General features: G+C 46.3%; 14 protein-coding genes. 12 read left to right on the forward strand and 2 right to left on the reverse strand.

The genetic code is table 11. The annotated features are described in order from the left end of the window. Positions 1-111: 111 nt before the first annotated feature. The 12 genes from N4A56_RS06430 to N4A56_RS06485 all read left to right on the forward strand — a co-directional run bounded on the left by N4A56_RS06430 (position 112) and on the right by N4A56_RS06485 (position 24,094). Positions 112-3,516 (forward strand): ABC transporter substrate binding protein, encoded by a 3,405-nt coding sequence (locus tag N4A56_RS06430; protein ID WP_295545889.1) that lies wholly within the window; start codon positions 112-114, stop codon positions 3,514-3,516. A 53-nt stretch (positions 3,517-3,569) separates the two neighbouring features. Beyond that, complete coding sequence (locus N4A56_RS06435; protein WP_295545892.1) at positions 3,570-5,009, forward strand: sigma-54 dependent transcriptional regulator; 1,440 nt, start codon at positions 3,570-3,572, stop codon at positions 5,007-5,009. A gap of 466 nt (positions 5,010-5,475) precedes the next feature. Beyond that, positions 5,476-9,129 carry a pyruvate:ferredoxin (flavodoxin) oxidoreductase gene (gene nifJ, locus N4A56_RS06440; protein ID WP_293670743.1) on the forward strand — a complete coding sequence of 1,218 codons (3,654 nt, stop codon included), beginning with the start codon at positions 5,476-5,478 and terminating at the stop codon, positions 9,127-9,129. Positions 9,130-9,272: 143 nt separating this feature from the next. After that, positions 9,273-10,958, forward strand: coding sequence for an L-lactate permease (locus N4A56_RS06445; RefSeq protein ID WP_293670745.1), 1,686 nt, complete (start codon positions 9,273-9,275; stop codon positions 10,956-10,958). A 180-nt stretch (positions 10,959-11,138) separates the two neighbouring features. Continuing rightward, entirely contained in the window at positions 11,139-12,524 is a 1,386-nt protein-coding gene (locus N4A56_RS06450; RefSeq protein WP_295545893.1) for an FAD-linked oxidase C-terminal domain-containing protein, read from the forward strand. Positions 12,525-12,528: 4 nt separating this feature from the next. Further along, on the forward strand, positions 12,529-13,824 hold the full coding sequence (locus N4A56_RS06455; RefSeq protein WP_295545896.1) for a (Fe-S)-binding protein: 1,296 nt from the start codon (positions 12,529-12,531) through the stop codon (positions 13,822-13,824). A gap of 247 nt (positions 13,825-14,071) precedes the next feature. Beyond that, positions 14,072-16,186, forward strand: coding sequence for a phosphate acetyltransferase (pta, locus tag N4A56_RS06460; RefSeq protein WP_295545897.1), 2,115 nt, complete (start codon positions 14,072-14,074; stop codon positions 16,184-16,186). Positions 16,187-16,211: 25 nt separating this feature from the next. Next, positions 16,212-17,414 carry an acetate kinase gene (locus N4A56_RS06465; protein WP_293670751.1) on the forward strand — a complete coding sequence of 401 codons (1,203 nt, stop codon included), beginning with the start codon at positions 16,212-16,214 and terminating at the stop codon, positions 17,412-17,414. 115 nt (positions 17,415-17,529) lie between these two features. Continuing rightward, on the forward strand, positions 17,530-18,603 hold the full coding sequence (locus tag N4A56_RS06470; RefSeq protein ID WP_295545900.1) for a DRTGG domain-containing protein: 1,074 nt from the start codon (positions 17,530-17,532) through the stop codon (positions 18,601-18,603). Positions 18,604-18,913: 310 nt separating this feature from the next. Further along, positions 18,914-19,510 carry a lactate utilization protein gene (locus N4A56_RS06475; RefSeq protein WP_295545902.1) on the forward strand — a complete coding sequence of 199 codons (597 nt, stop codon included), beginning with the start codon at positions 18,914-18,916 and terminating at the stop codon, positions 19,508-19,510. Between the two features lie 2 nt (positions 19,511-19,512). After that, positions 19,513-21,657, forward strand: coding sequence for an L-lactate dehydrogenase (quinone) large subunit LdhH (gene ldhH, locus N4A56_RS06480; RefSeq protein WP_295545904.1), 2,145 nt, complete (start codon positions 19,513-19,515; stop codon positions 21,655-21,657). Between the two features lie 619 nt (positions 21,658-22,276). Further along, a complete protein-coding gene (locus N4A56_RS06485) occupies positions 22,277-24,094 on the forward strand; it encodes a methyl-accepting chemotaxis protein (RefSeq protein WP_295545906.1) in 1,818 nt (605 codons plus the stop codon). A 191-nt stretch (positions 24,095-24,285) separates the two neighbouring features. Here the strand turns inward: N4A56_RS06485 and N4A56_RS06490 are convergent, their stop codons facing one another. Further along, complete coding sequence (locus N4A56_RS06490; protein WP_295545907.1) at positions 24,286-25,242, reverse strand: DNA polymerase III subunit delta'; 957 nt, start codon at positions 25,240-25,242, stop codon at positions 24,286-24,288. Positions 25,243-25,260: 18 nt separating this feature from the next. Beyond that, entirely contained in the window at positions 25,261-26,541 is a 1,281-nt protein-coding gene (locus tag N4A56_RS06495) for an adenylosuccinate synthase (RefSeq protein ID WP_295545911.1), read from the reverse strand. Positions 26,542-26,699 lie beyond the last annotated feature (158 nt).

The raw sequence follows: 26,699 nt of genomic DNA on the forward strand, positions 1-26,699 counted from the left end.
ACTTCACCGTTGGTGACAATTGAGTAAATAAACGGTACACGGAGGCGAGAGGGATGCTGCAAAATCATACTGGAGCGCCTTCAATCATTAGCTGCGAGGGGATTATTTTCTATGGGTGCACGCCTTTTCCGAATCTTTTTTTGCGTACTAGTAACCGTCATTTTGTCGGCGACATACGCTATTGCTGCCCCTACTGCGCCAATTAAAGAACGAAAAAATATTCTGTATCTAAACTCCTACCACAACGGGTACGAATGGTCGGACAACCTTCTCGAAGGTTTTAAAAAGCGCATTGAAGACAGTCCGTATTCCATAATGTTGCAGGTTGAATATCTCGACTCCAAAAAATTTCCTTACGAACAAGCAATCCAACATGTCATGGAATTGTTCCGACGAAAATTTTCTGACACTCCCTTCGACCTGATTGCCGTTTCAGACAACGATGCATTCAATTTTATCATTAAATACGGGGAAGAACTTTTTCCAGATGTCCCTGTTGTGTTTGTCGGGGTAAACGACTTTAACCCAGCACAAATTGCAGGCAAGCAAGTTACTGGTGTCACAGAAACGTTTGACGTAGCAGCAAACATCCGTCTTGCATTGGAGATGCACCCAAACCTGAAGCAATTGATTGTTATTGGTGACGAATCCGTCACGGGTAAGGCGATTCGCAAACAGGTTGTGGAAGGTATTCCTACTATTGATAAAGGGTTGAAGGTACAATTTTGGACAGACCTGCCGCATAAAGAAATTATCCACCGTGTTAAACAGGTTTCCCGCGATACATTTTTTTATTTTATTCCGATGTATCGGGAAATTGACGGTCAATTTTATTCCGCGCAGGAACTCCTGCAAAAGGTGCATGACAACACACATGCACCGCTTTATTCAAACTGGAGATTCTTACTCGGGCACGGCATCCTCGGGGGTAAATTAATTTCCGGCGTAACTGACGGAAGACTTGCCGCTGAGCTTGGTCTTAAAATCCTTAACGGCACACCTGCAAATCAAATCCCTGTTATATCCCAAAACACTTCACCGTGGGCATTCGACTACAACGAGTTAAAGCGCCTGCACATAAGCGAACGCGCGTTACCGGAATCTGCTAATATGATTAACGCGCCGAGCCGCTTCTACGAACTGAACAAGCAGGTGTTCTGGGTCATTATCATCAGCCTTATTCTTCTCACCATCACACTTGTTCTGTTGGTGATGAATATTCTTGAAAAAAAATCTGTAGAGCAAAAAATTAAAGATCAGCTTTCATTTTTACGCCTGCTTATGGATACCATCCCGATTCCTATTTATTCGAAAGATAAGTATGGAAGATACCAGCAATGCAACCTTGCGTTCGAAAAGTTTTTCGGAGTTCAACGCGACGACATTTTGAATTGTAATGAATGGGAGCTGCAAGAATTCGGTCTGTCCCAGTTGCAGCACCCTGTCGATCATCAATTGCTGCAAGAACCGGATGAATCCATCTACGAACAGACTATTTCATCCCGCGAAGGCGGCGTACACAATATCCTGCTGCACAAAGCAACAAACGTGAACGCCCGTGGTGAAATTGCGGGCATGGTGGGTGTCATCTTTGATTTTTCTGACCGCAAAAAGGCAGAAGACCGCTTACGCTTTGCAGAAGAAAAATACCGCTCTATCTTTGAAAACTCCCCGCTTGGCATTTTCAGGGTACGTCCTACAGGAGCCTTTGTTGATGTAAACCCTGCGTTTGCGAGGATGAACGGGTATACTTCGCCAGCAGAGTTTATGGCAGATGAAAATAATGCCCTTGAAGATTTGTTACAGGATGTTGATTTCCACAAAGCCCGTGCAAACGAGATTTTGACGTTTGAAAAAACACTGCTGCGCCCAGATAACACGAAAATTGCCGCAAACTTATCTGTGCGTGTTGTACGTGACCGCCTGAATAACATTGAGCTTCTCGAAGGCTTTTCCGAAAACGTCACTACACGCAAACGCGCAGAAAAAGCATTACGCAATTCAGAACGAATGCTGCAATCCGTCATGGACAACATCCCACAGCATGTTTCGTGGAAAAGTAATAACTTCAAATATATGGGAAGCAACAGGTCGTTCGATCAGTTCTTTGGCGTCCAGCATGCCCGTGAGCTTATAGGCAAAACAGACGCAGAATTCTTGTTCAATAAACAAGATGCCGATGCAATGCAGCATGCTGACAGTCTGGTGCTTACCCGCAACATCCCGCAGCTAAAATCCAAAGAGCGTATCACGGATAAAGAAGGCAATCTTGTCTGGCTGGAAATAAACCGTCTGCCGCTTCACGGCGACAAAGGCGAAATTGTGGGGCTGCTCACCACAGCAGAAGACATTACGCAACGCATCAACCTTGAGCGCCAATTGCTTCAGTCACAAAAAATGGAAGCTATCGGCACTCTTGCCGGTGGCATTGCCCATGACTTCAATAATATTCTGACGTCCATTATCAACTCAGTTGAACTGGCACTTATTGATATTGACGAGGAAACGCTCACATCCAAAGATTTGGAACGTGCATTGCGCGCCGCACAACATGGTAGCGGACTGGTGAAAAAGATCCTTACGTTCAGCAAGCCATCCGTTGCCGGATTCCGTACAATTAATATTTTGGAAATTATGAACGAATCCGTGGGACTTATTTCAGCATCGCTACCACGTAATATTAACGTAGAAACAACCTATAATGTTGATGATGCACATACCTTCGGTGATCCGACTCAAATGAATCAGGTCATGATGAATATATGTACAAACTCGTTCCAAGCATTGCGCGAGCATGGCGGCACGTTGTGCCTTAGTGTGGATGCGGAATATCTTACAGAAGAAAAAGCAAGTCAGTTCAACATCCCTAAGGGTGAATACTTCAAATTAGTCATTGAAGATAACGGGCCTGGCATTACGTCTGAAATTCAAGACAAGATTTTTGACCCGTTCTTCACTACAAAAGGAAAGACAGAAGGAACCGGCTTGGGGCTTTCCGTTGTTCTTGGAATTATCACAGGGCACGGCGGGGGTGTCGAAGTAAGTAGTATACCGTTTGAACGCACCGCTTTCACAATCTATCTCCCGCATATTGACAAACCAGTCTTAAGGGCAGAAGAACAGCACGTAGAAAGTATTCTTCAAGGTGAAGGACGTATTTTGTTTGTTGAAGACGACCCTGACCAACTTACGACAATTCCTAGAGTTCTCAGAAACTTAGGCTATGAGGTTGACCCTATAGGTGATGCTGCGTTAGCAGCAGATATGATTAGTGAGCAACCCGAATCGTGGGATCTCGTCATCACGGATTTTGATATGCCCGAACTGAACGGTCTTGAGTTAGCGCAACATATCAGCGACACCGCACCGGAGCTTCCGGTTATTATGGTTTCCGGTCGAAATCTCGCAGCCAAAGGTGCTCAAGAAATTCCGTCTGTCAAAACCTTGGTCAGCAAGCCGTACAACAGTTCCATTATTGGAAAAGCAATCACTTCTGTACTGCACCCGTTACAGTAACTTCTCGCTAACCGCCCCAAAAGGCGCAGAAACACAAGTTTCGGAAACTGAGCATGCCCAACATTCTGATTATTGATGATGACGTTAATATCTGTGAGACTTTCGAAAGTCTGCTTTCCCGCCTTCAATATGATTGCTCCACAGCACAGACTATTGCTCAAGGATTCAGTCTGCTGCGGGAACAAGAATTTGACGTGCTCTTTCTTGATGTCCGCCTTCCGGATGGCAACGGACTAGACTACCTTTCTGACATCGGACATTTTGATAATCCACCAGAAGTTATTATCTTAACAGGTGATGGCGACCCGGCAGGAGCCGAAACAGCTATTCAACGCGGCGTGTGGGACTACCTTGTAAAACCTGCATCTATCAAAGATATTACGCAGACACTCAAGCGTGTTCTTAAATATCGTCAAGAAAAACGAGATAAAAGCCGCGACACAAAGCCACTAGCCAGTGCCCATATGGTCGGCACCAGCTCTATCATCCAAAACTGTTTCAGTCTGATGGCACAGGCAGCATCTACCGATGCAAACGTGCTCATCACGGGTGAGACAGGAACAGGCAAAGAACTTACGGCACGGACAATACATACCAACAGCAAACGCTCAAAAGGAGATTTTGTTGTTGTTGACTGCGCTGCTTTAACAGAAACCTTGCTTGAATCGACACTGTTCGGACATAAAAAAGGGGCATTTACCGGCGCGCAAACCGATAAGGACGGGTTGGTAAAACTGGCAGACAACGGCACACTGTTTTTAGACGAAGTGGGCGAAATGCCTCTAACTATTCAGAAATCCTTTTTGCGCTTCCTGCAAGAACGGGTCTTTAGACCTGTAGGGGGAACTGTTGAAGAAAAAAGCGATTTCCGCCTTATTTCCGCAACAAACCGTAACCTGCAACAAATGGTCGAACAGGGAGAGTTTCGCCGAGATCTCTTCTTCCGCCTTAAAACAGTCCATATTGAACTTCCTGCTCTTCGTCTTCGTAACGATGACCTTGAACAGCTTTCACAATATAGAATTGAGAAACTCTGCAAACAATATGGAATGCCCACTAAACATTTTTCTGCGGACTTTTTCCCTACGCTAGCCAAATACGACTGGCCGGGAAACGTTCGTGAGTTATTTAACGCCCTTGAACAGGCGTTAGTCGCTGCCGGTTCGGAATCTGTCCTCTACGCAAGACATCTTCCAGCCGACATCCGTATCAAGATTGCACAAGCAAACCTTGTGCGCGGACTGGAAAATCAGACAACTACCGAGACTCAATCACCGGTGTCTGAAAAATCAGACCAGCAATCTGCGGCACCGTTTTCATTTTCTTTCGATGCGCTGCCCACATTGCGACAATTTAAATCTGATATGGAAAAAAAGTACCTTCTACAACTCATCGCGCAGCATGGTTCCAACATTCAAGAAATCTTGGAAACTTCGGGATTATCCCGCTCCCATCTCTATGCATTGCTGAAAAAGTATAATATCTCCTTATAAAACAAGGTTGATAAAACAAACAAAATAAACGCTAATATTATGCAAACAAGCATTGTTTGTGTACTCATTTTGTTGTAGAAGGAGCAACTAGTTATATTCGTCTGATTTTTAAGACAAGATAACCTTTTAGATTTACAGGGTTAAGCCCCCCTGATTCAGGGATTATCCTTTTACTATTAGCCCTATCATCTATTGATAGTCTTATTTTTCAGACAACTTCGTGATTCGCAAAAAACCACAACAACAGCTTCTCAATATAACATATTGTAATCGCTGGGTTTATAAAAAATCACACAAGTGGCATATCTTTTGTATTGGTTAACCCGATCACCCTGTTTTTTCCTGTCGAGGAATGTGGGGCGGGGATAAACCCGCATTCCATGCAAAGTTAAGTAACTGCGACGCTCAGGAAAATGCAGGACAGCATGACCCACATGCTTTCAGGCTACATAAAGGAGTTACTCTAATGGCCAAGACTATGAAAACTATGGATGGTAACACCGCTGCTGCGCATATTGCGTACGCGCTGAGTGACACGGCTGCTATCTACCCGATCACTCCATCATCCAACATGGCAGAAGCTGCAGACGACTGGGCTGCTGCCGGCAAGAAAAACATCTTTGACCAGACAGTTTCCATCCGTCAGCTCCAGTCAGAAGCTGGTGCTGCTGGTGCGGTACACGGCTGTCTCGCAGCAGGCGCGCTGACTTCTACATTTACAGCGTCTCAGGGCCTTCTGCTCATGATTCCTAACATGTACAAAATTGCCGGTGAACTTCTTCCTGGCGTTTTCCATGTTTCTGCACGTGCTCTTGCATCACATGCACTCTCCATCTTCGGTGACCATCAGGACGTAATGGCTTGTCGTCAGACTGGCTTTGCTTTCTTATGTTCCAACTCCGTACAGGAAGCTATGGATATGGCTCTCGTTGCTCACCTTGCAGCAATCGAAACCAGCGTTCCATTCTGTCACTTCTTCGACGGCTTCCGTACTTCTCACGAACTTCAGAAAATCGAAGTTATCGACTACGAAGATATCAAAAAAGTAGTTAACTTTGAGAAAATTGAAGCATTCCGTCAGAACGCAATGAACCCTGAGCACCCACATCTTCGTGGTACTGCTCAGAACCCAGATATTTACTTCCAGGCACGTGAAGCTTGTAACACATTCTACGATGCTGTTCCTGCAGCAGTTATCGATGCAATGGCTAAAGTTGAAAGCATCACCGGCCGTTCCTACAAACCTTTTGAGTTCGTTGGTCACGAAGACGCAGAACGCGTAATCGTATGTATGGGCTCTGGTAACGAAGCTATTGAAGAAGTAGTTAACTACCTTACCGAAAAAGGTGAAAAAGTAGGTCTTCTTAAAGTTCGTCTCTACCGTCCGTTCTCTATCAAGCACATGCTCGAAGTTGTTCCTGCTTCCGCAGAAATCTTCACTGTTCTTGATCGTACAAAAGAACCTGGCGCAATTGGCGATCCTCTTTACCTTGACGTTTGCGCTGCATTTAAAGAACACGGTGAAATGCCAGTAATTCTTTCCGGTCGCTACGGTCTCGGTTCTAAAGAATTCACCCCTGCTGACGTACTCGCAGTATACGAGAACATGAAAGTAGCTGGTCCTAAAGACCACTTCACTGTTGGTATTACAGACGACGTTACTCGTTCTTCCCTTACTGTTGGTGACGTACTCGACACCGTACCTGCTGGCACAGTTCAGTGTAAATTCTTCGGTCTCGGTGCTGACGGTACTGTTGGTGCTAACAAGCAGGCTATTAAAATCATCGGTGACAACACCGACATGTACGCACAGGGTTACTTCGCTTACGACTCCAAAAAGTCCGGCGGCTTCACTGTGTCTCACCTTCGTTTCGGTAACGAAAAAATTCAGTCCACTTACCTTGTTAACGCAGCTGACTACATTGCTTGTCACAAGTCTGCTTACGTTAACCAGTACGATCTCCTCGACGGAATCAAAGATGGCGGTATTTTCGTACTGAACTCTAACTGGTCACCAGAAGAGATGAACGAACATCTCCCTGCTTCCATGAAACGTACTCTCGCTGAAAAGAACATCAAGTTCTACAACGTAGATGCTGTTAAGATTGCATCTGAAGTAGGTCTTGGCGGTCGCATCAACATGGTTATGCAGACTGCATTCTTTAAGCTTGCAAACGTAATTCCTTTCGATCAGGCAGTAGCTTACCTTAAAGATTCTATTAAGAAAGCATACGGCAAGAAAGGTGATCACATCGTTAACATGAACGTTCAGGCTGTTGATAAAGCTGCTGACGCTCTTGTTGAAGTTAAAATTCCTGCAGACTGGGCAACCGCTTCTGATGATTGCGCTTGCACTGGCGATGCTCCAGAATTCATTACCAACGTTGTTCGTCCTATCCTTGCACAGAAAGGCGACAAACTCCCTGTTTCCGCTTTCGAACCGGACGGTCTCTTCCCAGTTGGTACTGCAGCATTCGAAAAACGCGGTGTAGCTATTCTCGTACCTGAATGGGTACAGGAAAACTGCATCCAGTGTAACCGCTGCTCTTACGTTTGTCCTCACGCTGCAATTCGTCCTGTACTTGCTACTGAAGAAGAACTTGCTGACGCACCAGCAACCTTCACTACTCTCGATGCTAAAGGCAAAGAAGTAAAAGGTCTCAAGTACCGCATGCAGGTTTACGCAGAAGACTGCCTCGGTTGTGGTTCTTGTGCAAACGTATGTCCTGCTAAAGAAAAAGCACTCGTTATGAAGCCAATCGAAACTCAGGTTGACGATCAGGCTGCTAACCTTGCTTTCGCAGAAGAAACAATCGAGATCAAAGATGCTCTCATGTCCCGCGACTCTCTCAAAGGCTCTCAGTTCCAGCAGCCTCTGATGGAATTCTCCGGTGCATGTGCAGGTTGTGGTGAAACTCCATACGTAAAACTCCTCACTCAGATGTTTGGTGAGCGTATGATTATCGCTAACGCAACCGGTTGTTCTTCCATTTGGGGTGCATCTGCACCTACCACACCATACACTGTAAACAAAAACGGTCACGGTCCTGCTTGGGGTAACTCACTCTTCGAGGACGCTGCTGAATTTGGTTACGGTATGGGCATGGCTTACACACAGCGTCGCAACAAACTTGAAGACGTTGTAAAAGAAGCTATCGACACCGTTGAAAGCGTACAGCTTAAAGATGCTCTCACTGCTTGGCTTGAAGTTAAAGATCAGGGCGATGCATCCGCAGCAGCTGGCGAAGAAATCCTTACACTCATCGAAGCTGGCGTAGACCACAGTGCAATGGCACACGAACTCTACTCCATGGCTGACCTCTTCACCAAAAAATCCGTATGGGTATTCGGTGGTGACGGTTGGGCATACGACATCGGCTTCGGCGGTGTAGACCATGTTCTCGCTTCCGGCGAAGACATCAACATCCTCGTAATGGATACCGAAGTGTACTCTAACACTGGTGGTCAGTCTTCTAAAGCTACCCCACTCGGCTCCATCGCGAAAATGGCAGCTTCCGGTAAGAAAGTTGGTAAAAAAGACCTCGGTCTTATCGCAATGTCTTACGGCTACGTTTACGTTGCATCCGTATCCATGGGTGCTAACATGAACCAGGTTCTCAAGGCATTTAAAGAAGCTGAAGCATTCGACGGTCCGTCCATCGTTATCTGTTACGCACCTTGTATCAACCAGGGTATCCGTAAAGGTATGGGCAAATCCATCGAAGAAGAAAAAATCGCAGTTGAGACTGGTTACTGGCCATTGTACCGCTACAACCCAGTTCTCGCTGACGAAGGCAAAAACCCATTCATCTACGAGTCCAAAGCACCTAACGGTCAGATTCAGGAATTCCTCTCTGGCGAAAACCGTTACGCTCTGCTCGAGAAGCTTGCCCCTGAAGAGTCCAAACGCCTCCGTGCTCAGATTGAAGAGGATTACATGAAGCGCTACGAGTACTTCAAATCCCTCAGCGATCTTCCAGGCATCGAAGTAGCGGCTCCGGGTGCACCAGTTGCCTCTAAAGGTAACGGCGAAGAACGTTGCGAAATTGCAGCAACCGCCGAAACCGACGGCAAAAACGGTGCAGGTGATGCCTGCAACGATGGCCGCGACGCTAAATAGCACGCAGCCAGCTAACTAGCTGTTAAAGGTTCCCGGTAAGGGAGCGGAAGCCTGAGCCGGGAACCTTTTTATTCAATCGTATCCGTTTTAATGGTGGAAAAGCGGATACGGTTGCTAACAACCTAAATGAGGAGCGTTTTATTATGTTAGCAATGTTTGCTGTACTGCCTATTCTGGCAGCTCTTATTCTCATGGTAGGCCTTCGCTGGCCTGCAACTAAGGCTATGCCTGTAGCTTGGGCGTGTGCTGTTCTTGGCGCAATGGCAGGCTGGGGTCTTGATGCAGGCTACGTAGCCGCTATGTCTTTCCATGGCCTCATTACAGCAATCTCCGTACTTATCATCGTTTTTGGTGCTATCCTTATTCTGTACACATTGCAGTACAGCGGTGGTATGGAAACAATTCAGTACGGCATGCAGCAGATTTCCGCTGACCGTCGCGTTCAGGCGATCATCATCGGTTTCATGTTTGCTGCATTCATTGAAGGTGCTGCTGGCTTCGGTACTCCGGCTGCTCTTGCTGCACCTCTGCTTCTGTCTCTTGGCTTCCCGCCACTCGCAGCAGCAGTACTCTGTCTCGTATTTAACTCTTTCCCAGTAACTTTTGGTGCTGTTGGTACCCCGATTATTCTCGGTCTTAAATACGTTCGCCCTCTCGTGGATCAGGCTGTTGCAGCTGGCATCCCGGGTCTCAACTTCGCTTCTGTCGATCAGTTCAACGCTGTTATCGGCCAGTGGGCAACCGTATACAACACACCAATGATTTACATCCTTCCTATCTTCATGCTCGGTTTCATCACCCGCTACTTCGGTCCTAACCGCAGCTGGAAAGAAGGCTTTGGCGCATGGAAATTCTGTGTATTTGCATCAACCGCATTTATCGTACCTTACCTCGTATTCGCTTGGATGATCGGTCCTGAGTTCCCATCCCTTATCGGTGGTCTCGTTGGTCTCGGTATCATCATTCTTGGTGCTAAAAACGGTTTCTGCATGCCTAAAGATCACTTTGACTTTGGTGATCACAACAAATGGGATCCTGAATGGACTGGCGAAATTAAAGGTGGTGGTTCTACCAACTTTACTGCTCACATGTCTCAGTTCCGTGCATGGCTTCCATACGTTCTTATCGGTGCTATCCTCGTTGTTACCCGTATTCCTGAACTCGGTCTCAAAGGCATGCTCGCTGGCGTATCTCTCGGCTTCGACGCAGGCTTCCTCGGCCACCCAGAAATTAAGAACTCAATTAAATACCTCTACCTGCCGGGCACCATTCCATTCGTACTCGTTGCTATTCTCACCATCGGCCTGCACGGCATGAGCGGTGAAAATACCAAACGTGCTTGGAGTGAAGCTATCGCTAAGATGAAGAACCCAACCATCGCTCTCGTATTCGCAGTAGCGCTGGTATCCATCTTCCGTCTTTCCGCTAACAACCCTTCAGGTCTTCCTTCCATGCCATTGGCATTGGCGGAAGTTGCAGCTAACATCTTCGGTGGTGCATGGCCAATGTTTGCATCCTTCGTTGGTGGCTTAGGTGCATTTATTACTGGTTCCAACACCGTATCTGACCTTCTCTTCGCTGAATTCCAGTGGGGCATGGCAACACAGCTCGAGTTACCTCGTCAGCTTATCGTTGCTGCTCAGGCAGTTGGTGGTGGTATGGGTAACATGGTTTGTATCCACAACATCGTTGCTGCTTGTGCGGTTGTAGGTCTCTCTGGTCGTGAAGGCGCCATCCTTCGTCGTACCTACGGTCCTTTCCTCCTTTACGGCATCGTAGTTGGTATCATGGTATCAGCTTGTATCGTGATGTTCCCAACCCTCTTCTAAAGTATACTTGCCGGAGACAGTCACATACGGCTGTCTCCAGCTTTTTACTAGTGTATTGAAGAACGGGGCTACTGCGGAAGTGTGCCCCGTTTTTTCAAGTATTCGCCCAAGCTGCTCGTTGCCGGTTATTTTGAGCACTTGAGGCTGATTGTAGACAACATAATTATTGAGGAGAACTCCGTGATTAGTGCGTCCTTGACTAAAGAATTTGAAGCCGCAGTCGGCAAAGAAAATGTGTTTACTTCTGAGCCGGAGCGTCAGGCTTACTCTTATGACTCCGCTGTACTTGAACCTGTAACTCCTGCATTGGTTGTTCGCCCGACCAATTCTGAAGAATTAGGTAAAGTTATTGCGCTCTGTAACGAAAACAACTGCCCTATCACTGTACGCGGTGCCGGTACAAACCTTTCCGGCGGCACTATTCCAGATAAGCGTGATGGCATTGTTATTCTCACAAACGGTCTGAACAAGATCCTCGAAATCAACGAAGAAGATCTTTACGCTGTTGTTCAGCCGGGTGTTGTTACTGCACAGTTTGCACAGGAAGTTGCAAAACGTGGTCTGTTCTACCCGCCTGACCCGGGTTCTCAGGCTGTTTCCACTATCGGCGGTAACGTTGCCGAAAACGCCGGTGGTCTTCGCGGTCTTAAATATGGCGTAACCAAAGATTACGTTATGGGTCTCGACTTTTTTGATGTAAACGGTCAGCTCGTAAAAACCGGTTCACGCACTGTTAAATGTGTAACCGGCTATAACCTTGCAGGTCTTATGGCTGCTTCTGAAGGCACTCTTGGTGTATTCAACGAAATCATCCTCAAACTTACACCACCACCTGCTGCATCTAAAGCTATGATGGCTGTATTTGACGATGTTAACAAAGCTTCCGAAGCTGTTGCTTCCATTATTGCTGCCCACGTTGTTCCTTGTACTCTTGAATTCATGGATCAGGCTGCACTCAAACACGTTGAAGCATACACTAAAGCAGGTCTTCCTGTAGAAGCTGCTGCTATTCTTCTTATCGAAGTAGACGGTCACCCGGGACAGGTTGCTGACGAAGCTGCTGTTGTAGAAAAATGTCTCTCTAAAGCTGGTGCAACTGCTGTTCACGTTGCAAAAGACGCTGAAGAGAAATTCAAACTGTGGGAAGCACGCCGTAACGCGCTGCCAGCTCTTGCTCGTGCTAAGCCGACTACAGTTCTTGAAGATGCAACAGTACCTCGCTCCCAGATTCCTGCAATGGTAGCTGCAATTAACGACATTGCGAAAAAATACGATCTTGCTATCGGCACATTCGGTCATGCTGGTGACGGTAACCTTCACCCGACAATCCTTTGTGACCGTCGTGATGCAAAAGAATTCCACCGTGTAGAAGAAGCTGTTGATAATATCTTTGACGTAGCTCTTTCTCTCAAAGGTACACTTTCCGGCGAGCACGGCATTGGCATGGCAAAATCCAAGTGGATGGAAAAGGAAACTTCCCGCGCAACAATTGACTACTCTCTCAATATGAAGCGTGCGATTGATCCTAATAACATCCTCAACCCAGGTAAAATCATCGCAGGGTAGTAGTATGTCAGCAGATCTTACTAAACTTGCGAAGCTCCTTCAGGAGCTGGATGACCAGATGGTTGCTTGCATGAAGTGCGGCATGTGTCAGGCTGTTTGTCCAGTTTTCTCCGAAACAATGAAAGAGTCTGACGTAACCCGTGGTAAAATTGCCCTGCTCGAGCGTCTTGCAGCAAAACTTATTAACGATGCAGAAGGTGTTCAGGAAGCTCTGAACCGCTGCCTGCTTTGCGGCTCCTGCGGAGCCAACTGTCCATCCGGCGTACAGATTAGCGATATCTTCATTAAAGCTCGTAGCATTGTTAACGAGTACATGGGGCTTTCCCCAGTGAAAAAAGCTATCCTGCGCGGCATGGTCGGCAACCCTAAGCTTTTCAACATGCTTCTTGATTTCGGTTCTAAGTTCCAGAACCTGATGACATCAAAAGCATCTGAAACTCAGGCTACCCGCAAAGCACTATTGCTTGAGCCATTTATCGGCAACCGTCATTTTAATCCGGTTGCTAAAAAATCACTGCACGCCAAATACGGTACAATTGATACTCCTGCCGGAAAATCCGGTCTGCGAGTGCTCTTCTTCCCTGGCTGTGTAGCGGATAAAATGTACACCAACATGGGCGAAGCATGTCTTAAAGTATTCAAGCATCACGGCGTAGGCGTCTGGATGCCAGCTACTCAGGCTTGCTGTGGTATTCCTGCTCTTTCAGCAGGCGATAGAACTGCCTATGACAAGATGGTGAAATACAACGCGGAAATTTTCGCCGAGGGTAAATATGATTATATTGTTGCCCCGTGCGGTTCCTGTATTTCTACCATCATGAAATACTGGCCTAAGTACGGTAAAGAATATCCGGCTGACGTGCAGGCAAAAATCGAAAAGATTGCTGCCAAAGCAATGGATATTAATGAATTCCTCGTAGATGTTCTTGGTGTAAAACCGCAAGGCGATGCACCTAAGGGCGGAAAAAAGGTGACCTTCCACGATTCTTGTCACCTTAAAAAAGGACTCGGCGTAGCAGAACAGCCACGCGACCTTATCCGCATGAACAATAACTACGAACTGGTAGAAATGAATGAAGCTGACCGTTGCTGTGGATGCGGCGGTACCTTCACATTATACCACTATGATCTGTCTAAACAGATCGGGGGACGTAAGCGTAACAACATTGTTGATACCGGTGCGCAGGTTGTATCTACAGGCTGTCCTGCTTGTATGATGCAAATGAATGATATGCTTTCACAAAACTACGACAATGTAGAAGTAAAGCACAGCATCGAACTCTACGCTGAAACCCTGTAATCGCTATGCGATATATGGTTCAGTGACAACGTCCTGAACTTACAGACTGAAACAAATCCGTACATTGTCATTGCGGTAGATATCTTTCTCCGACGTATAGTGCGTAAGAGCTTGAAATTTATATTGCAATAACGCAATGTACGGGTTTGCCATCGGTCTGCAAAAGTATTCCTCAGGAAGTGGTTCTGAGGGTGCAGGTTCGATCATAAAAATTGGCTAGTATCAATGGATATGCAAGGAGTCCATAGTGTCCCAAAACCTTTATATTACAGCTACCGAAGCAAGAACAGGTAAATCTGCCGTTGTGCTCGGCATGATGCAGTTGCTGACTAAAGACATCAGCAACGTTGCGTTCTTCCGCCCTATCATCAATGATGATGAAAACGGCAAAAAAGACCACGACATCAACCTCATTCTTGAATACTTCGGCATGGATATCCCTTACGAGGATACCTATGCTTACACACTCAATCAGGCTCGTGAGCTTATCAACAACGGTCAGCGCTCCATCCTGCTTGAGAATATTCTCAACAAGTACAAACAGCTTGCTGACAAATACGACTTTGTTCTTTGTGAAGGAACTGACTTCCTCGGTAAAGATGCAGCTTTCGAATTCGACCTCAACGCAGATATTGCAGCTAACTTAGGCTCCCCTGTTCTTGTTGTTATCAACGGTCAGAAACAGGACTGCGAAGAAATTATCAGCTCCACCAAGCTCACACTCGATTCTCTCGAAGACAAAGGTCTCGATATCGTTGCTTCCGTCATTAACCGTGCAGAAGTAACCTCTTCACAGTGCGCAGACATCATTTCTCAGATCGGCACCAAAGACGATGCTGACAAAGAGCTTGCAGTCTACATTATTCCTGAAGAACCAACCCTGAGCAAACCGACTATGAAAGACGTGGCTCAGTGGCTTGGCGGTGAAGTTGTTTACGGTGAAGACCGCTTGGACACCCGCGTAGACGACCTGTGCGTTGCAGCAATGCAGATTGGCAACTTCCTTGATTACGTGAAAGAAGCCAGTCTTGTTATCACCCCTGGTGACCGCTCAGACATCATTATTTCCACTCTCGCTTCCCGCATGTCTTCCACCTACCCGGATGTATCCGGTATTGTGCTTACTGGTGGTCTTGAGATGGCAAAGAATGTCAGCCGCCTTGTTGAAGGCTGGTCTGCGGCTCCAATTCCTGTAATCAGCGTAAAACAGCACACCTACCTCGCTATTCAGGTTCTCAACCAGATGTACGGTCGCATTGATCCTAAAGACAGCCGCCGCGTTGCAACTGCTCTGGGTATCTTTGAAGACAACGTAGATACTGCGGAAGTTTCACGCCGCGTTATCTCCCGTAAATCTGACAAAATTACTCCAAAGATGTTTGAGTTCAACCTCATTGAGAAAGCTAAATCACATAAAATGCGCATTGTACTTCCTGAAGGTCAGGAAGAGCGTATCTTACGTGCAGCTGAAATGCTCAACCGTCGCGGTGTTGCAGAAATCATTCTGCTCGGTAACGTTGAAATCGTTAAACAGAAAATTTCTGAATTAGGTCTCCAGCTTTCTGATATCACTATCATTCAGCCAGAACTTGCACCTAACTTTGACGACTACGTAGAAACCTACTTTGAAGCACGTAAAAAGAAAGGTATCAGCATGGAGCACGCCCGTGACACCATGTGCGATACCACTTACTACGGCACTATGATGGTTAAAAAAGGCGATGCAGACGGCATGGTATCCGGTGCAGTTAACACCACTGCACACACAATCCGTCCAGCATTCGAATTTATTAAAACCAAACCGGAAGCTTCTATTGTTTCTTCCGTATTCCTCATGTGCCTCAAAGATCGTGTTCTTGTTTTCGGTGACTGCGCAGTTAACCCGAACCCTACTTCCGAACAGCTTGCTGAAATTGCTATCGGCTCTGCGGACACTGCACGCATTTTCAATGTTGACCCACGCATTGCAATGCTCTCTTACTCCACCGGTTCTTCCGGCAAAGGTGCAGATGTAGAAAAAGTTATTGAAGCTACTAAAATTGCTCAGGAACGTGCTCCACAGCTCAAACTGGAAGGCCCACTCCAGTACGATGCTGCTATCGATGCAGACGTTGCAGCGACTAAGCTTCCTGACTCCGAAGTTGCAGGTCAGGCCACTGTATTCATCTTCCCAGACCTCAACACCGGTAACAACACATACAAAGCTGTTCAGCGCGCTGCAAATGCAGTAGCTATCGGTCCAGTCTTGCAAGGACTCAATAAGCCTGTTAACGACTTGTCCCGCGGTTGTACCGTACCAGACATTGTGAACACTGTTGCTATTACAGCAATTCAGGCACAAGCTGAGAAAGGGCTTATTTAGCCAGCACTTTTAAAGGATAAAATAGATGAACGTACTCGTAATTAACTCCGGCTCTTCTTCTTTGAAATTTCAACTGATTGACATGGAAAACGAAACCGCTCTTTGTTCCGGTCTCGTAGAACGTATCGGTCAGGACATGGGCAAACTTGTTAACAAGATTGCTCCTGACACCGACGACGAACGTAAAGTTGTCATCGACGAAGCGTTTCCTAACCACGAAGTGGCTATGAAACGTGTTGTTGAACTGCTCACAGACGAAAAAGACGGCGTAATTAAAGATAAATCTGAAATTGGCGCAATCGGTCACCGTGTACTCCTCGGTGGCGAAGAAATTAAAGAATCCGTAAAAGTGGATGACAACGTAAAAGAGATTATCCGCAAATACATCCCACTCGGTCCTTTGCATAACCCTGCAAACCTTGATGGTATTGAAGTTTGTGAAACTCTCTTCCCTGGCACTCCAAACGTTGGTGTATTCGATACTGAATTCCACCAGACAATGCCTGAGAAAGCGTTCCTTTACCCGCTTCCTTACGATCTTTACGAAGATCTTAGAATCCGTCGTTACGGCTTCCACGGCACTTCCCACCGTTTTGTTGCAAAACAGGCAGCAAAATTCATGGGTAAAGCACCAGAAGACCTTAACCTCGTGATTTGTCACCTTGGTAACGGTTGTTCCATGTCTGCTGTTAAAGCAGGTAAATGCGTAGACACCACCATGGGTATTACTCCTCTTGAAGGTCTCATGATGGGTACCCGTTGTGGCGACATCGACCCTGCTCTCGTTCCTTTCATCATGGATCGTAAAGGTCTTACCGGTGCAGAAGTTGATACCCTCATGAACAAGCAGTCCGGTCTCTTCGGTATCTGCGGCATGAGCGATATGCGCGACATCCACGCAGCAGTAGAAAAAGGCGACGAAAAAGCAAAAACCGCTCTCGACATGTTCGTTTACCGCATCAAAAAATACATCGGCTCCTTCATTGCTGCACTCGGCAACGTTGACGCTATTGTATTTACTGCTGGTATCGGTGAAAACGATGACATCGTTCGCGAAATGGTTTGTGCTGACATGGATCTCTTCGGCATCAAAATTGATGTTGAAGAAAATGCAACCCGTCGTGGCACAGAACGTTCCATCAACGGTGGTGGCAAAACTGAAGTTCTTATTATCCCAACCAACGAAGAACTCGAAATCGCTCAGGCTACAGTTAAAGTACTCGCCTAGCATTTAAGTTCATTGCGAAGTTAATCCGGAGCAGAAACGTGCCGGTTTCTGCTCCGGTATTTGCCATTTTGCCGAAAGAGGTATATCCCGAAGCATCTTCTTTGGGAGGGAATACATGATTGGACTTTATATTGGATCTACAGACGCATTTGCGGGAAAAAATATTGTATTGATGGCTTTAGGGCTGGAGATGCAACGGCGCGGGATGCGTGTAGGCTATATGAAGCCTGTCGGGTCACTTCCTAAACGGGTTGATGATGTCATCGGGGATGAGGACGCCATCGTCATTCAGGAGCTTCTCGGTCTTGAGATTTCTCCGGATATACTTACACCGGTAATTATTCCAGATAACCTGAGAGTCACTACCCTCTCTGATGAAACAGACGCTTTGGCTGCCATCCAAAGTGCCTACAACACCATTTCCAAAGACAAAGATGTTATGCTCGTCGGCGGTTGTGGTTCCATCCAATATACCGGTACCCACAGGGGTGTGGATGGTCTCACCTTGTCGCGAAAACTTGGATTGAAAACGTTACTCGTAGATCGTTACCGCAGAAACAGGCTCAACTATGATGCCATTCTTAACATTAAGAAAACACTCGGCGACGATATGCTCGGAATACTGTTTAACGATGTACCGGAAGATTTTTCACGCGATGCAGAAGACATTCTGATTCCGTTTTTAGAAAAAAACGACGTGGATGTATTCGGCATGGTTCCTAGAGACCCGATGCTTAACGCCATTAAAGCATCCGAACTCTCATGGCGCCTCAAAGGAAAAATCATCTCAGGTAACTCACAATCCCAACGTATTATTCAGAACTTCTTGATTGGTACTATGCAGGTGGAAAACTTTATGACGTATTTCCGCCAGTCATCCAATCTTGCCACCATTGTTGGTGGAGACAGAACAGATTTGCAGCTTATCGCTATGGAAGGCGGATGTCCTTGTCTTATTGTGACAGGAAACATCACCCCTAACGAAATTGTACGTGCCCGTTCCGAACAGCTTGGCGTTCCTGTTATTCAGGTTCCAGATGATACCTACTCCGTTGCTCGAAGCATGGAGCTTATTCTGAACAGTCAAAAACTTCGTGAACTGGTCAAAATCAAACGCGGCGCTGAACTTGTTGACAACTCGTTTGATTACAATAAGCTATGTAAAAAACTGGCTCGTCAATCTGAATAGTGCAGACCCTGCCCCACTCAGTTGCCACAAAGCAAGTACGGATTGCACCACTGCATATGCATTTCTTTTCTACCGCAATTCTAGACAAAGGTAGAAAAGGTGAATGTCCGTACGAGCAAAGCTTAGTGTTGCCGCTTTGCTGAATTTGTCCGGAAGACCAAATTCTGTACGACATTCATCCGTTGAGGAGATTCTACAACCATTACGGTTGCTGTTTTGCATGCACGAACCCGCCTGAATATCAGGATGCAGCGGTGGACGGTATGCTCAGCGGTGTTCTTACTGAACACCATAGTTTCAGGAGTGTCACATGAGCGACCTCAAACAGCTTTTTCGCGAAAAAGCAGAATTGGTAGCTGCTAAAGTTACCAGCATTAAATCCATGGACGAAGCATACGCATACGCTGCAAAGTATGTTGCTGAAAAAAATCCATGCGAACTTCTCATTCCTTCCAGCCCTAATGCTCCACAGCCAGAGTTTGCTGCTGAAAAAATTATGGCTGCTCCAGAACTTTCCGATGAACAATACGCTGCACTTGAAAAAGAGTGTGAAGCAAATAACGTAAAGCTCATTAAATCCGGCATGCGTGACTACATGGCTGGTATTGATGCAGGCTTTACCATTGCAAACGCTGGTTTTGTTGAAACTGGTTCTATTGTTCAACAGTCCAACGGAGAAGAACTGCGCCTCGCAACTATGGTTTCAGAAGCACACATTGCAGTGCTCTCTGCTTCCACAATTTATGAGGACTCCATCGCAGCAGAAAAACTTCTGCTCGAGTTGATGAGCGGCGTTGCATACACCGCTGTAATCACCGGCCCAAGCCGTACTGCTGACATCGAACGCACACTTGCTATCGGTGCACACGGCCCACTCGAACTCCACATTCTTCTCCTGGAGGACTAATCATGCATAAAGCTGAAAATCTCAAAGAATACCGCGAAGACATGCAGGAAGCTCTTGATAACGAGTTTCTGCGCAAAGCTATGGATGCATTTGCTGTTGGCTACCGTGAAAACCGTGCAAAAGCATTCGCAGATATCAACGAAAAAGAACTCATTAAGAAAATTGCAGACTGTAAAGACTACGCTGTAAAAAACAATGCAGCACTTTTAAAGCAGTTTACTGAAGAAGCTGAAAAACGCGGTGTTCATGTTCACCTTGCAAAAGATGCGGAAGAGGCTAACTACCTCATCGCTAAAATTGCTAAAGAGAACAACGTTAAAAAAATCATCAAATCCAAGTCTATGACTTCTGAGGAAACTCTCCTCAACCACTACCTCGAAGACGAACGATTTGAAGTTGTTGAAACTGACCTCGGCGAATGGATTATTCAGATGCGCCATGAGGGACCTTCCCACATGGTTATGCCTGCAATTCACCTTTCCCGTTATCAGGTACAGGATCTTTTCTCCAAAAGAACCGGTCAGGAACTTGAGTCCGACCCTGTTAAACTGACCAAAGTTGCTCGCCGCGAACTGCGCCGTGACTTTGCAGATGCAGACATGGGTATCTCCGGTGCAAACTTCTGTGTGGCAGAAAACGGTCACATCGGCATCGCTACTAACGAAGGTAACGCACGCCTTACTACAACAGCTCCTCGTGTACACGTTGCGATTGCTGGTATCGATAAGCTTGTTCCTAAGCTTACAGATGCTCTTACAGCACTTAAAGCACTTCCTCGTAACGCAACCGGTCAGGCTCTGACATCCTACGTTACATGGATTGGCGGTGCTACAGAGTGTGCACTGAATGAAGACCAGAAAAAAGAAATGCACATTGTATTCCTTGATAACGGTCGTTCTAAAATTGCAGAAGACGAAATGTTCTCTCAGATTTTCCGCTGTGTACGCTGTGGTGCCTGTGCGAACGTATGTCCTGTTTACCGTCTTGTTGGCGGTCACCAGATGGGTCACATTTACATTGGTGCAATCGGTCTTATCCTCACCTACTTCTTCCATGGTGAAGACAAAGCTAAAAACCTTGTGCACAACTGCATTAACTGTGGTGCATGTAAAAACATCTGTGCTGGCGGCATTGACCTTCCAGGTCTTATTAAAGAGCTGCGCGCACGTATTAACGAAGATAACGGCATGCCGGTTGAAACCAACCTCCTTGGTAAGGTTCTTAAAAACCGCAAGCTCTTCCACTCTCTCCTGCGCTTCGGTAAATGGGCACAGACTCCTGTAAAACAGGGACCATACCTGCGTCACTTACCGCTCATGTTCATGAAAGATCAGGGCTTCCGTTCCTTCCCGACTATTGCAGACAAGCCGTTCCGTGATCGCTTTAAAGAGATCAAGCCAATGGTACACAACCCAGTGCACCGTGTTGCTCTCTTCTCCGGTTGTGTTCAAGACTTTGTATACCCAGAGCAGATGGAAGCTGCTGTAAAAGTTATGGCACGCCATAACGTTGCTATCGACTTCCCAATGGATCAGAGCTGCTGTGGTCTTCCTGTACAGATGATGGGCGAAAAACAGGCGACCATCGACGTTGCAAAACAAAACGTTGATGCGTTCGAAGGCACTAACTGCGACTACATCGTAACACTTTGTGCTTCCTGTGCTTCCCACTTGAAAGAATCCTATGCAGAGCTGCTTGCTGGTGATCGCAAATACAAAGAGAAAGTAAAACGCTTCTCTGCTAAGATCATCGACTTCTCTTCATATGTTCATGACGTACTTGGTGTATCAGCTGACGATTTCAATAAGTCTAATGAAAAAGTTGCGTACCACGCATCTTGTCACCTCTGCCGTGAACTCAAAGTTGTTGAGCAGCCTCGTAACCTTATCGAAATGGCAGGCGACTACGCTCCTTCCGCAGAAGAAGACGTATGTTGCGGCTTCGGTGGTACATTCACAGTTAAGTTCCCAGAACTGTCCTCAACACTGCTGGATAAAAAACTTACCAATATCGAAGCAACCGGTGCTAAACGCCTTGTAGCAGACTGCCCGGGCTGTCTCCTGCACCTGCGCGGTGGTTCTAATGTTCGTAAAAACGACATGAAAGTAACTCACATCGCAGAACTTCTCGCAGAAAACCTCAAGTAATCTGCGCAGTATCATGCACTATTAAAAAGGAGGACACATTTGTGTCCTCCTTTTTTTATTGCAGCCCTGCCACTGGGTTTTATTCTCCACTAAATACATGCGGACAGACTCTGCAACAAAAGTTCACGTATCTATATCAAGAACTAAAGTAACTTTTGCACCAATGTAACAGAGATACTCCTTACAAAAAAAGTACTACTTTACTCCATATTCCATTCTTTTACGGCTAAATATAAACGCACCCCTTCCAATTCTTCCATACACACAACAAGGGAGTACATATATACACTTACCGTTTTTATTACTTGGAGAATTTTAGATTGTATTTTTCTTTAAATACACTTTAGACAGCAACAACATAATAAAAATAGACTCATATTTTTATACTACTACATAATTTTACTCTGCATTTTTATAAAAATAGATAGTCATTACAGATATTACCTACCCGCAATACCGTATAAAGAAAAACTATAATAAATTATTTGTAACTCAAACTAAAGATACACAACTCACTGTTTTTCTTGATTTTTCATCTACAGGAATATTAATATTTATCCCGTAATGCCGATAAGCATATACCAGCGACAGCCATGACCAGACAGCTAAAGGGGATAACATGTTTAGAAGATTAACAATTCGTGTGCGTGTATTTTTACTTTTATCAGTAGTTTTACTTTTCATTGCAGGCATTCTTTTAATTAATGTACGTTTTGCAATACAATCAAATGAAGCAACAATTCACCATTTACAATCCGTCATGCTTGAAGATGAGAAGCAGACACTGCAAGTTGCAACACATTCGTTAGCACTCACTCTCAGTGCTGAACTTTCCACTATTGACAGCAAAGAAGAGCAACATCGCGTCATCCAGAATGCTCTTGAAAAAATTCGTTTTAAGGAAGATCAGTCAGGGTACTTTTTTGTTTTTGACGATACTACCAACGTAGCGCTTCCCACTAAAAAAACTGCTGTTGGCAAAGACATGGGGCAGTCACAGGACACCAACGGAATATACTACGTCCGTGAGCTCAAAAAAGCTGCATCGGCGGGTGGCGGATTTGTAGAATATGTATTCAACAAACCGGGGCAAGGTGACCAGCCAAAACTTGCTTACGCTGAAAGCATTCCACAAACCTCCTACTGGATTGGAACAGGAAGCTATATCGACAACATAGAGAAACAAGGACAAATCGTTCGAGAAGAAGATGAGCAAATATTGTGGGAAAATATGATGTTGCAACTCTCTATCATCGCGACGGTACTTCTGTTTGTCTTTGCCCCATTTTGTCTTTTTCTTGTGCGTTCCATCGTTACTCCTGTATCAGAAGCAAATTCAGTCGCGCGTCAAATCGCAGCAGGAAACCTTGATGTAGTTGTTGAAGCAACCGGAAATGATGAAATTTCCGCCCTGCAAGCATCACTCGGCGTTATGGCAGAAACACTCCGAAACAATATTGAAGACATGGCTGCAAAAGAACAAGAAGCACAACATCAGGCTTCATTGGCGAGGGAAGCAGCCGCACGAGCAGAAGAGGCTATGCAGCAGGCTGCCGTTGCAACCAGTCAAGGTATCAATACTGCGGCAGAGCGTCTTACAGGGCTTGTAGGAAGCATTAACGCCAACTCCACAGACCTTGCTGCAACCAGCAGACAACTTGAGCACGGGGCGGAAATCCAGCTGAACCGGATCAGCGAAACAGCTACCGCTATGGAAGAAATGAACGCCACAGTCCTTGAAGTTGCACGCAATGCTGGAGACGCAGCTGAGCGTACAGAACAATCCCGTCAACAGGCGGCAGAGGGACAAGCTGTCGTAAACGACACGATTCAGTCTATCGACACACTGCGAGAAATGACAGAGACACTTCGAGAAAACATGAACCAACTTGGCAGCGAGTCTGATGCTATCGGGGAAGTCATGACCATAATTAACGACATCGCCGATCAGACCAACCTGCTTGCGCTTAACGCAGCCATTGAAGCTGCAAGAGCTGGCGAGGCAGGCAGAGGCTTTGCGGTTGTAGCTGACGAAGTGCGTAAGCTTGCAGAAAAAACTATGGGTGCCACCAGTGAAGTTGGCAACAGCATCAGCACAATCCAACAGCTTGCACAAAAGAATATAAAAGGAATGGAAGAATCTACAGCAGCCATGCAATCAACAGCTGAACGCTCGAAGACCTCAGGTGATATGCTTCAGTCAATTGTAGAAATGGCGAACGCAGCCGCAGCACAGGTGCAGTCCATTGCCGCAGCAGCCGAAGAACAGTCAGCGGCATCTGAGGAGATCACAAGGTCTATTGAAGAAATTAATGGCATAGCCAATGAATCACGCTCAATGGCAGGCAATGCAGAACAAAGTGTATCTGCCTTGCACACTGAGGCTAGAAACCTTCAAGAGATTATCCACGAATTGAAAGAGGAAGCCTCTAGCTAACATATAGAAATACAGAAAAACTCAGAGATACGGTCTACACATTCGTACACTTCGAGCATATCCCCACACAACTGGCTGTAAGACGAGTTCTTGCAGCCAGTTTGCATATGCAGCAGCTAACTTGCAATAAATTGAGCCAGAAAAAAGAATCGCCCCATCAAAAAAACGAGAGCAGCTATGAAAAATAAAAGCTAACGAATAGTGCGCCCGCTACTTTTAGCAGCAAACTTTGCAAGAAGGTACATCTTAGTGCCAAGCCAATCTACTACAAGTGGCGGGGATACGAGTGCATTAAGAGAATCCTGACATTCACTCAGTACTTCATCCAACTTGCGCTGACGTCCCATATCAAGCTGTGCAAACAGACGTGCAAGCTCGCCACCTTTTCTACCAGTTATGGCACTTGCAAGCTCATGCTGACAATGCACCAAGAGTTGCATGGCAAGAGTTGCATCCAGCGCACCGCGAGTTCCTGTTTTAGCTAGCAGCCCTGTACCTTCCACCATGAATGTTGCGAGTACATCTGCCCATTCGCGCACTTCTTCTGAACGAGCTGAAGAGTCACCCACAGGCCATGCAAGAGTCACTACCCAACTCCGTGATACCAAAGTAGGCAGCAATCGTTCGCGCTGCGGTGCGAGAAGAAGAAAACTGGTGTTTGGACGTGGTTCTTCGAGGGATTTAAGTAAGGCATTTGCGGATGCAATGCTCAAGGATTGTGCTTCGAACAAAACAACCACACGTTTTCTTTCTGAACGTGGCGGCTCACCAAGAATAGTGCGTAATTCCCGTATCCATTCTATTTTAATAGTTCCGGTAGCATTCGGTTCACCATCATAACCGATGGAACCGGCACGCCCATCGAAAAAAAACAAATCGCGTGATGCTTTGGTAATCATCTGTCTGCATGCACTACAATCCATGCACGGTGCAGGAGAATTCAGACAATTAATACGCGCAGCCCAATAGAGCGCCACGGCTTCGCGTTCTTCGGCGGTTCCACCTTCGAACAAAACAACTTGTGGCGGGTCTTCTGCGAGCTGCTCAATAAAGCCCCGCACTCTGGCATGACGAGCATCCAGAGACGGGGCTATAATATCATGAGGCTCCAGAGCGGACTGGGTGGATTGGTCTTTTGACGTACCCAAACCGTTACCTCCGGTTAGTTAGCGCATGATGGTCTGATCGCGTTCCGGCCCTACGGAGATGATGCTTACACGCACACCAGTAAGGTCTTCAATGCGTTCAATGTACTTCTGACAATTCTCAGGAAGGTCTTCCCATTTGGTTGCCTTCGTAATGTCTTCATCCCAACCCGGTACGGTTTCGTAAATCGGGGTGCAGTCGCCAAGAGCGCCCTGTCCTTGCGGGATTACAGTAACACGTTCGCCTTTGTAATCATATGCGGTGCAAATTTTAATTTCTTTCATACCGCTGAGTACGTCAAGCTTAGTAAGAGCAATGTCAGTAGGACCGTTAAGACGTGCAGTCTCAGCAAGCACTACAAGATCAAGCCAACCGCAACGACGGCGACGACCGGTGGTAGCACCGAACTCGTGACCTTTTTCCTGCAAGTAGCTTCCGTCTTCATCAAAAAGCTCTGTAGGGAAAGGACCTGCGCCTACGCGGGTTGTGTATGCTTTAACGATTGCAATAATGCGATCCAGACGGGTAGCCGGAATACCAGCACCTGCTGAAGCATTACCTGCAACAGTATTGGAAGAGGTTACGAACGGGTAAGTACCGTGATCGATGTCCAGATGGATACCCTGAGCACCTTCAAACATCACGTTTTTACCAGAGTCGAATGCTTCCCAGATTTCACTAGTCACATCGGCAAGGTATGGCACAAGGCAATCACCTGCGGCCACAACTTCTTCGAATACTGCGTCAACGGAAACAGCTTCACGACCGTAAAGAGCTGTAAACAGAGCATTCTTTTCAACCAGAGCTGCTTCGATTTTAGTGCGGAGCAAATCATGATCGGCAAGATCGCCTGCACGAATGCCGATACGCGCTGCTTTATCTTCATAGCACGGACCGATACCGCGACCGGTTGTACCAATCTTATTATCTGCTGATTTATGATCTTCACGAGCACCATCAAGCGCACAATGGTACGGCATGATTAAGTGTGTTTTCTTGCTGATTTTCAGGCGTTCAGGACTTACATCAAGTCCTTTTTCACGAAGCCCTTCAATCTCTTTCCAAAATACGCCCGGATCAAGCACAACACCGTTACCAATGAGGCACTTTTTGCCTTCGTGCAGGATGCCTGAAGGGATGAGATGAAGGATATATTCCTTATCACCTACGATTACTGTATGACCGGCGTTATTTCCGCCCTGAAAGCGGACGATTACGTCGATGTCGCGGGTAAGGAGGTCAACAATTTTACCTTTGCCTTCGTCTCCCCACTGAGCGCCCATCACGATTACGTTTGACATTAGCCTCTCCTTCTGGAATGAAACTGCTTTTTCGCAACCTTGCCTATCCAAGGAACGCAAAAAATGCATCTTCTCTTAATACACTCTTTATAGTGCCGTCAATTGATTCCGAGAGAATTTTTTCACTAGCGACCTGTTAGATTCCTGTTATAATACGT

This window comes from Halodesulfovibrio sp. (assembly GCF_025210605.1).
In the GTDB taxonomy this organism is placed as follows: domain Bacteria; phylum Desulfobacterota; class Desulfovibrionia; order Desulfovibrionales; family Desulfovibrionaceae; genus Halodesulfovibrio.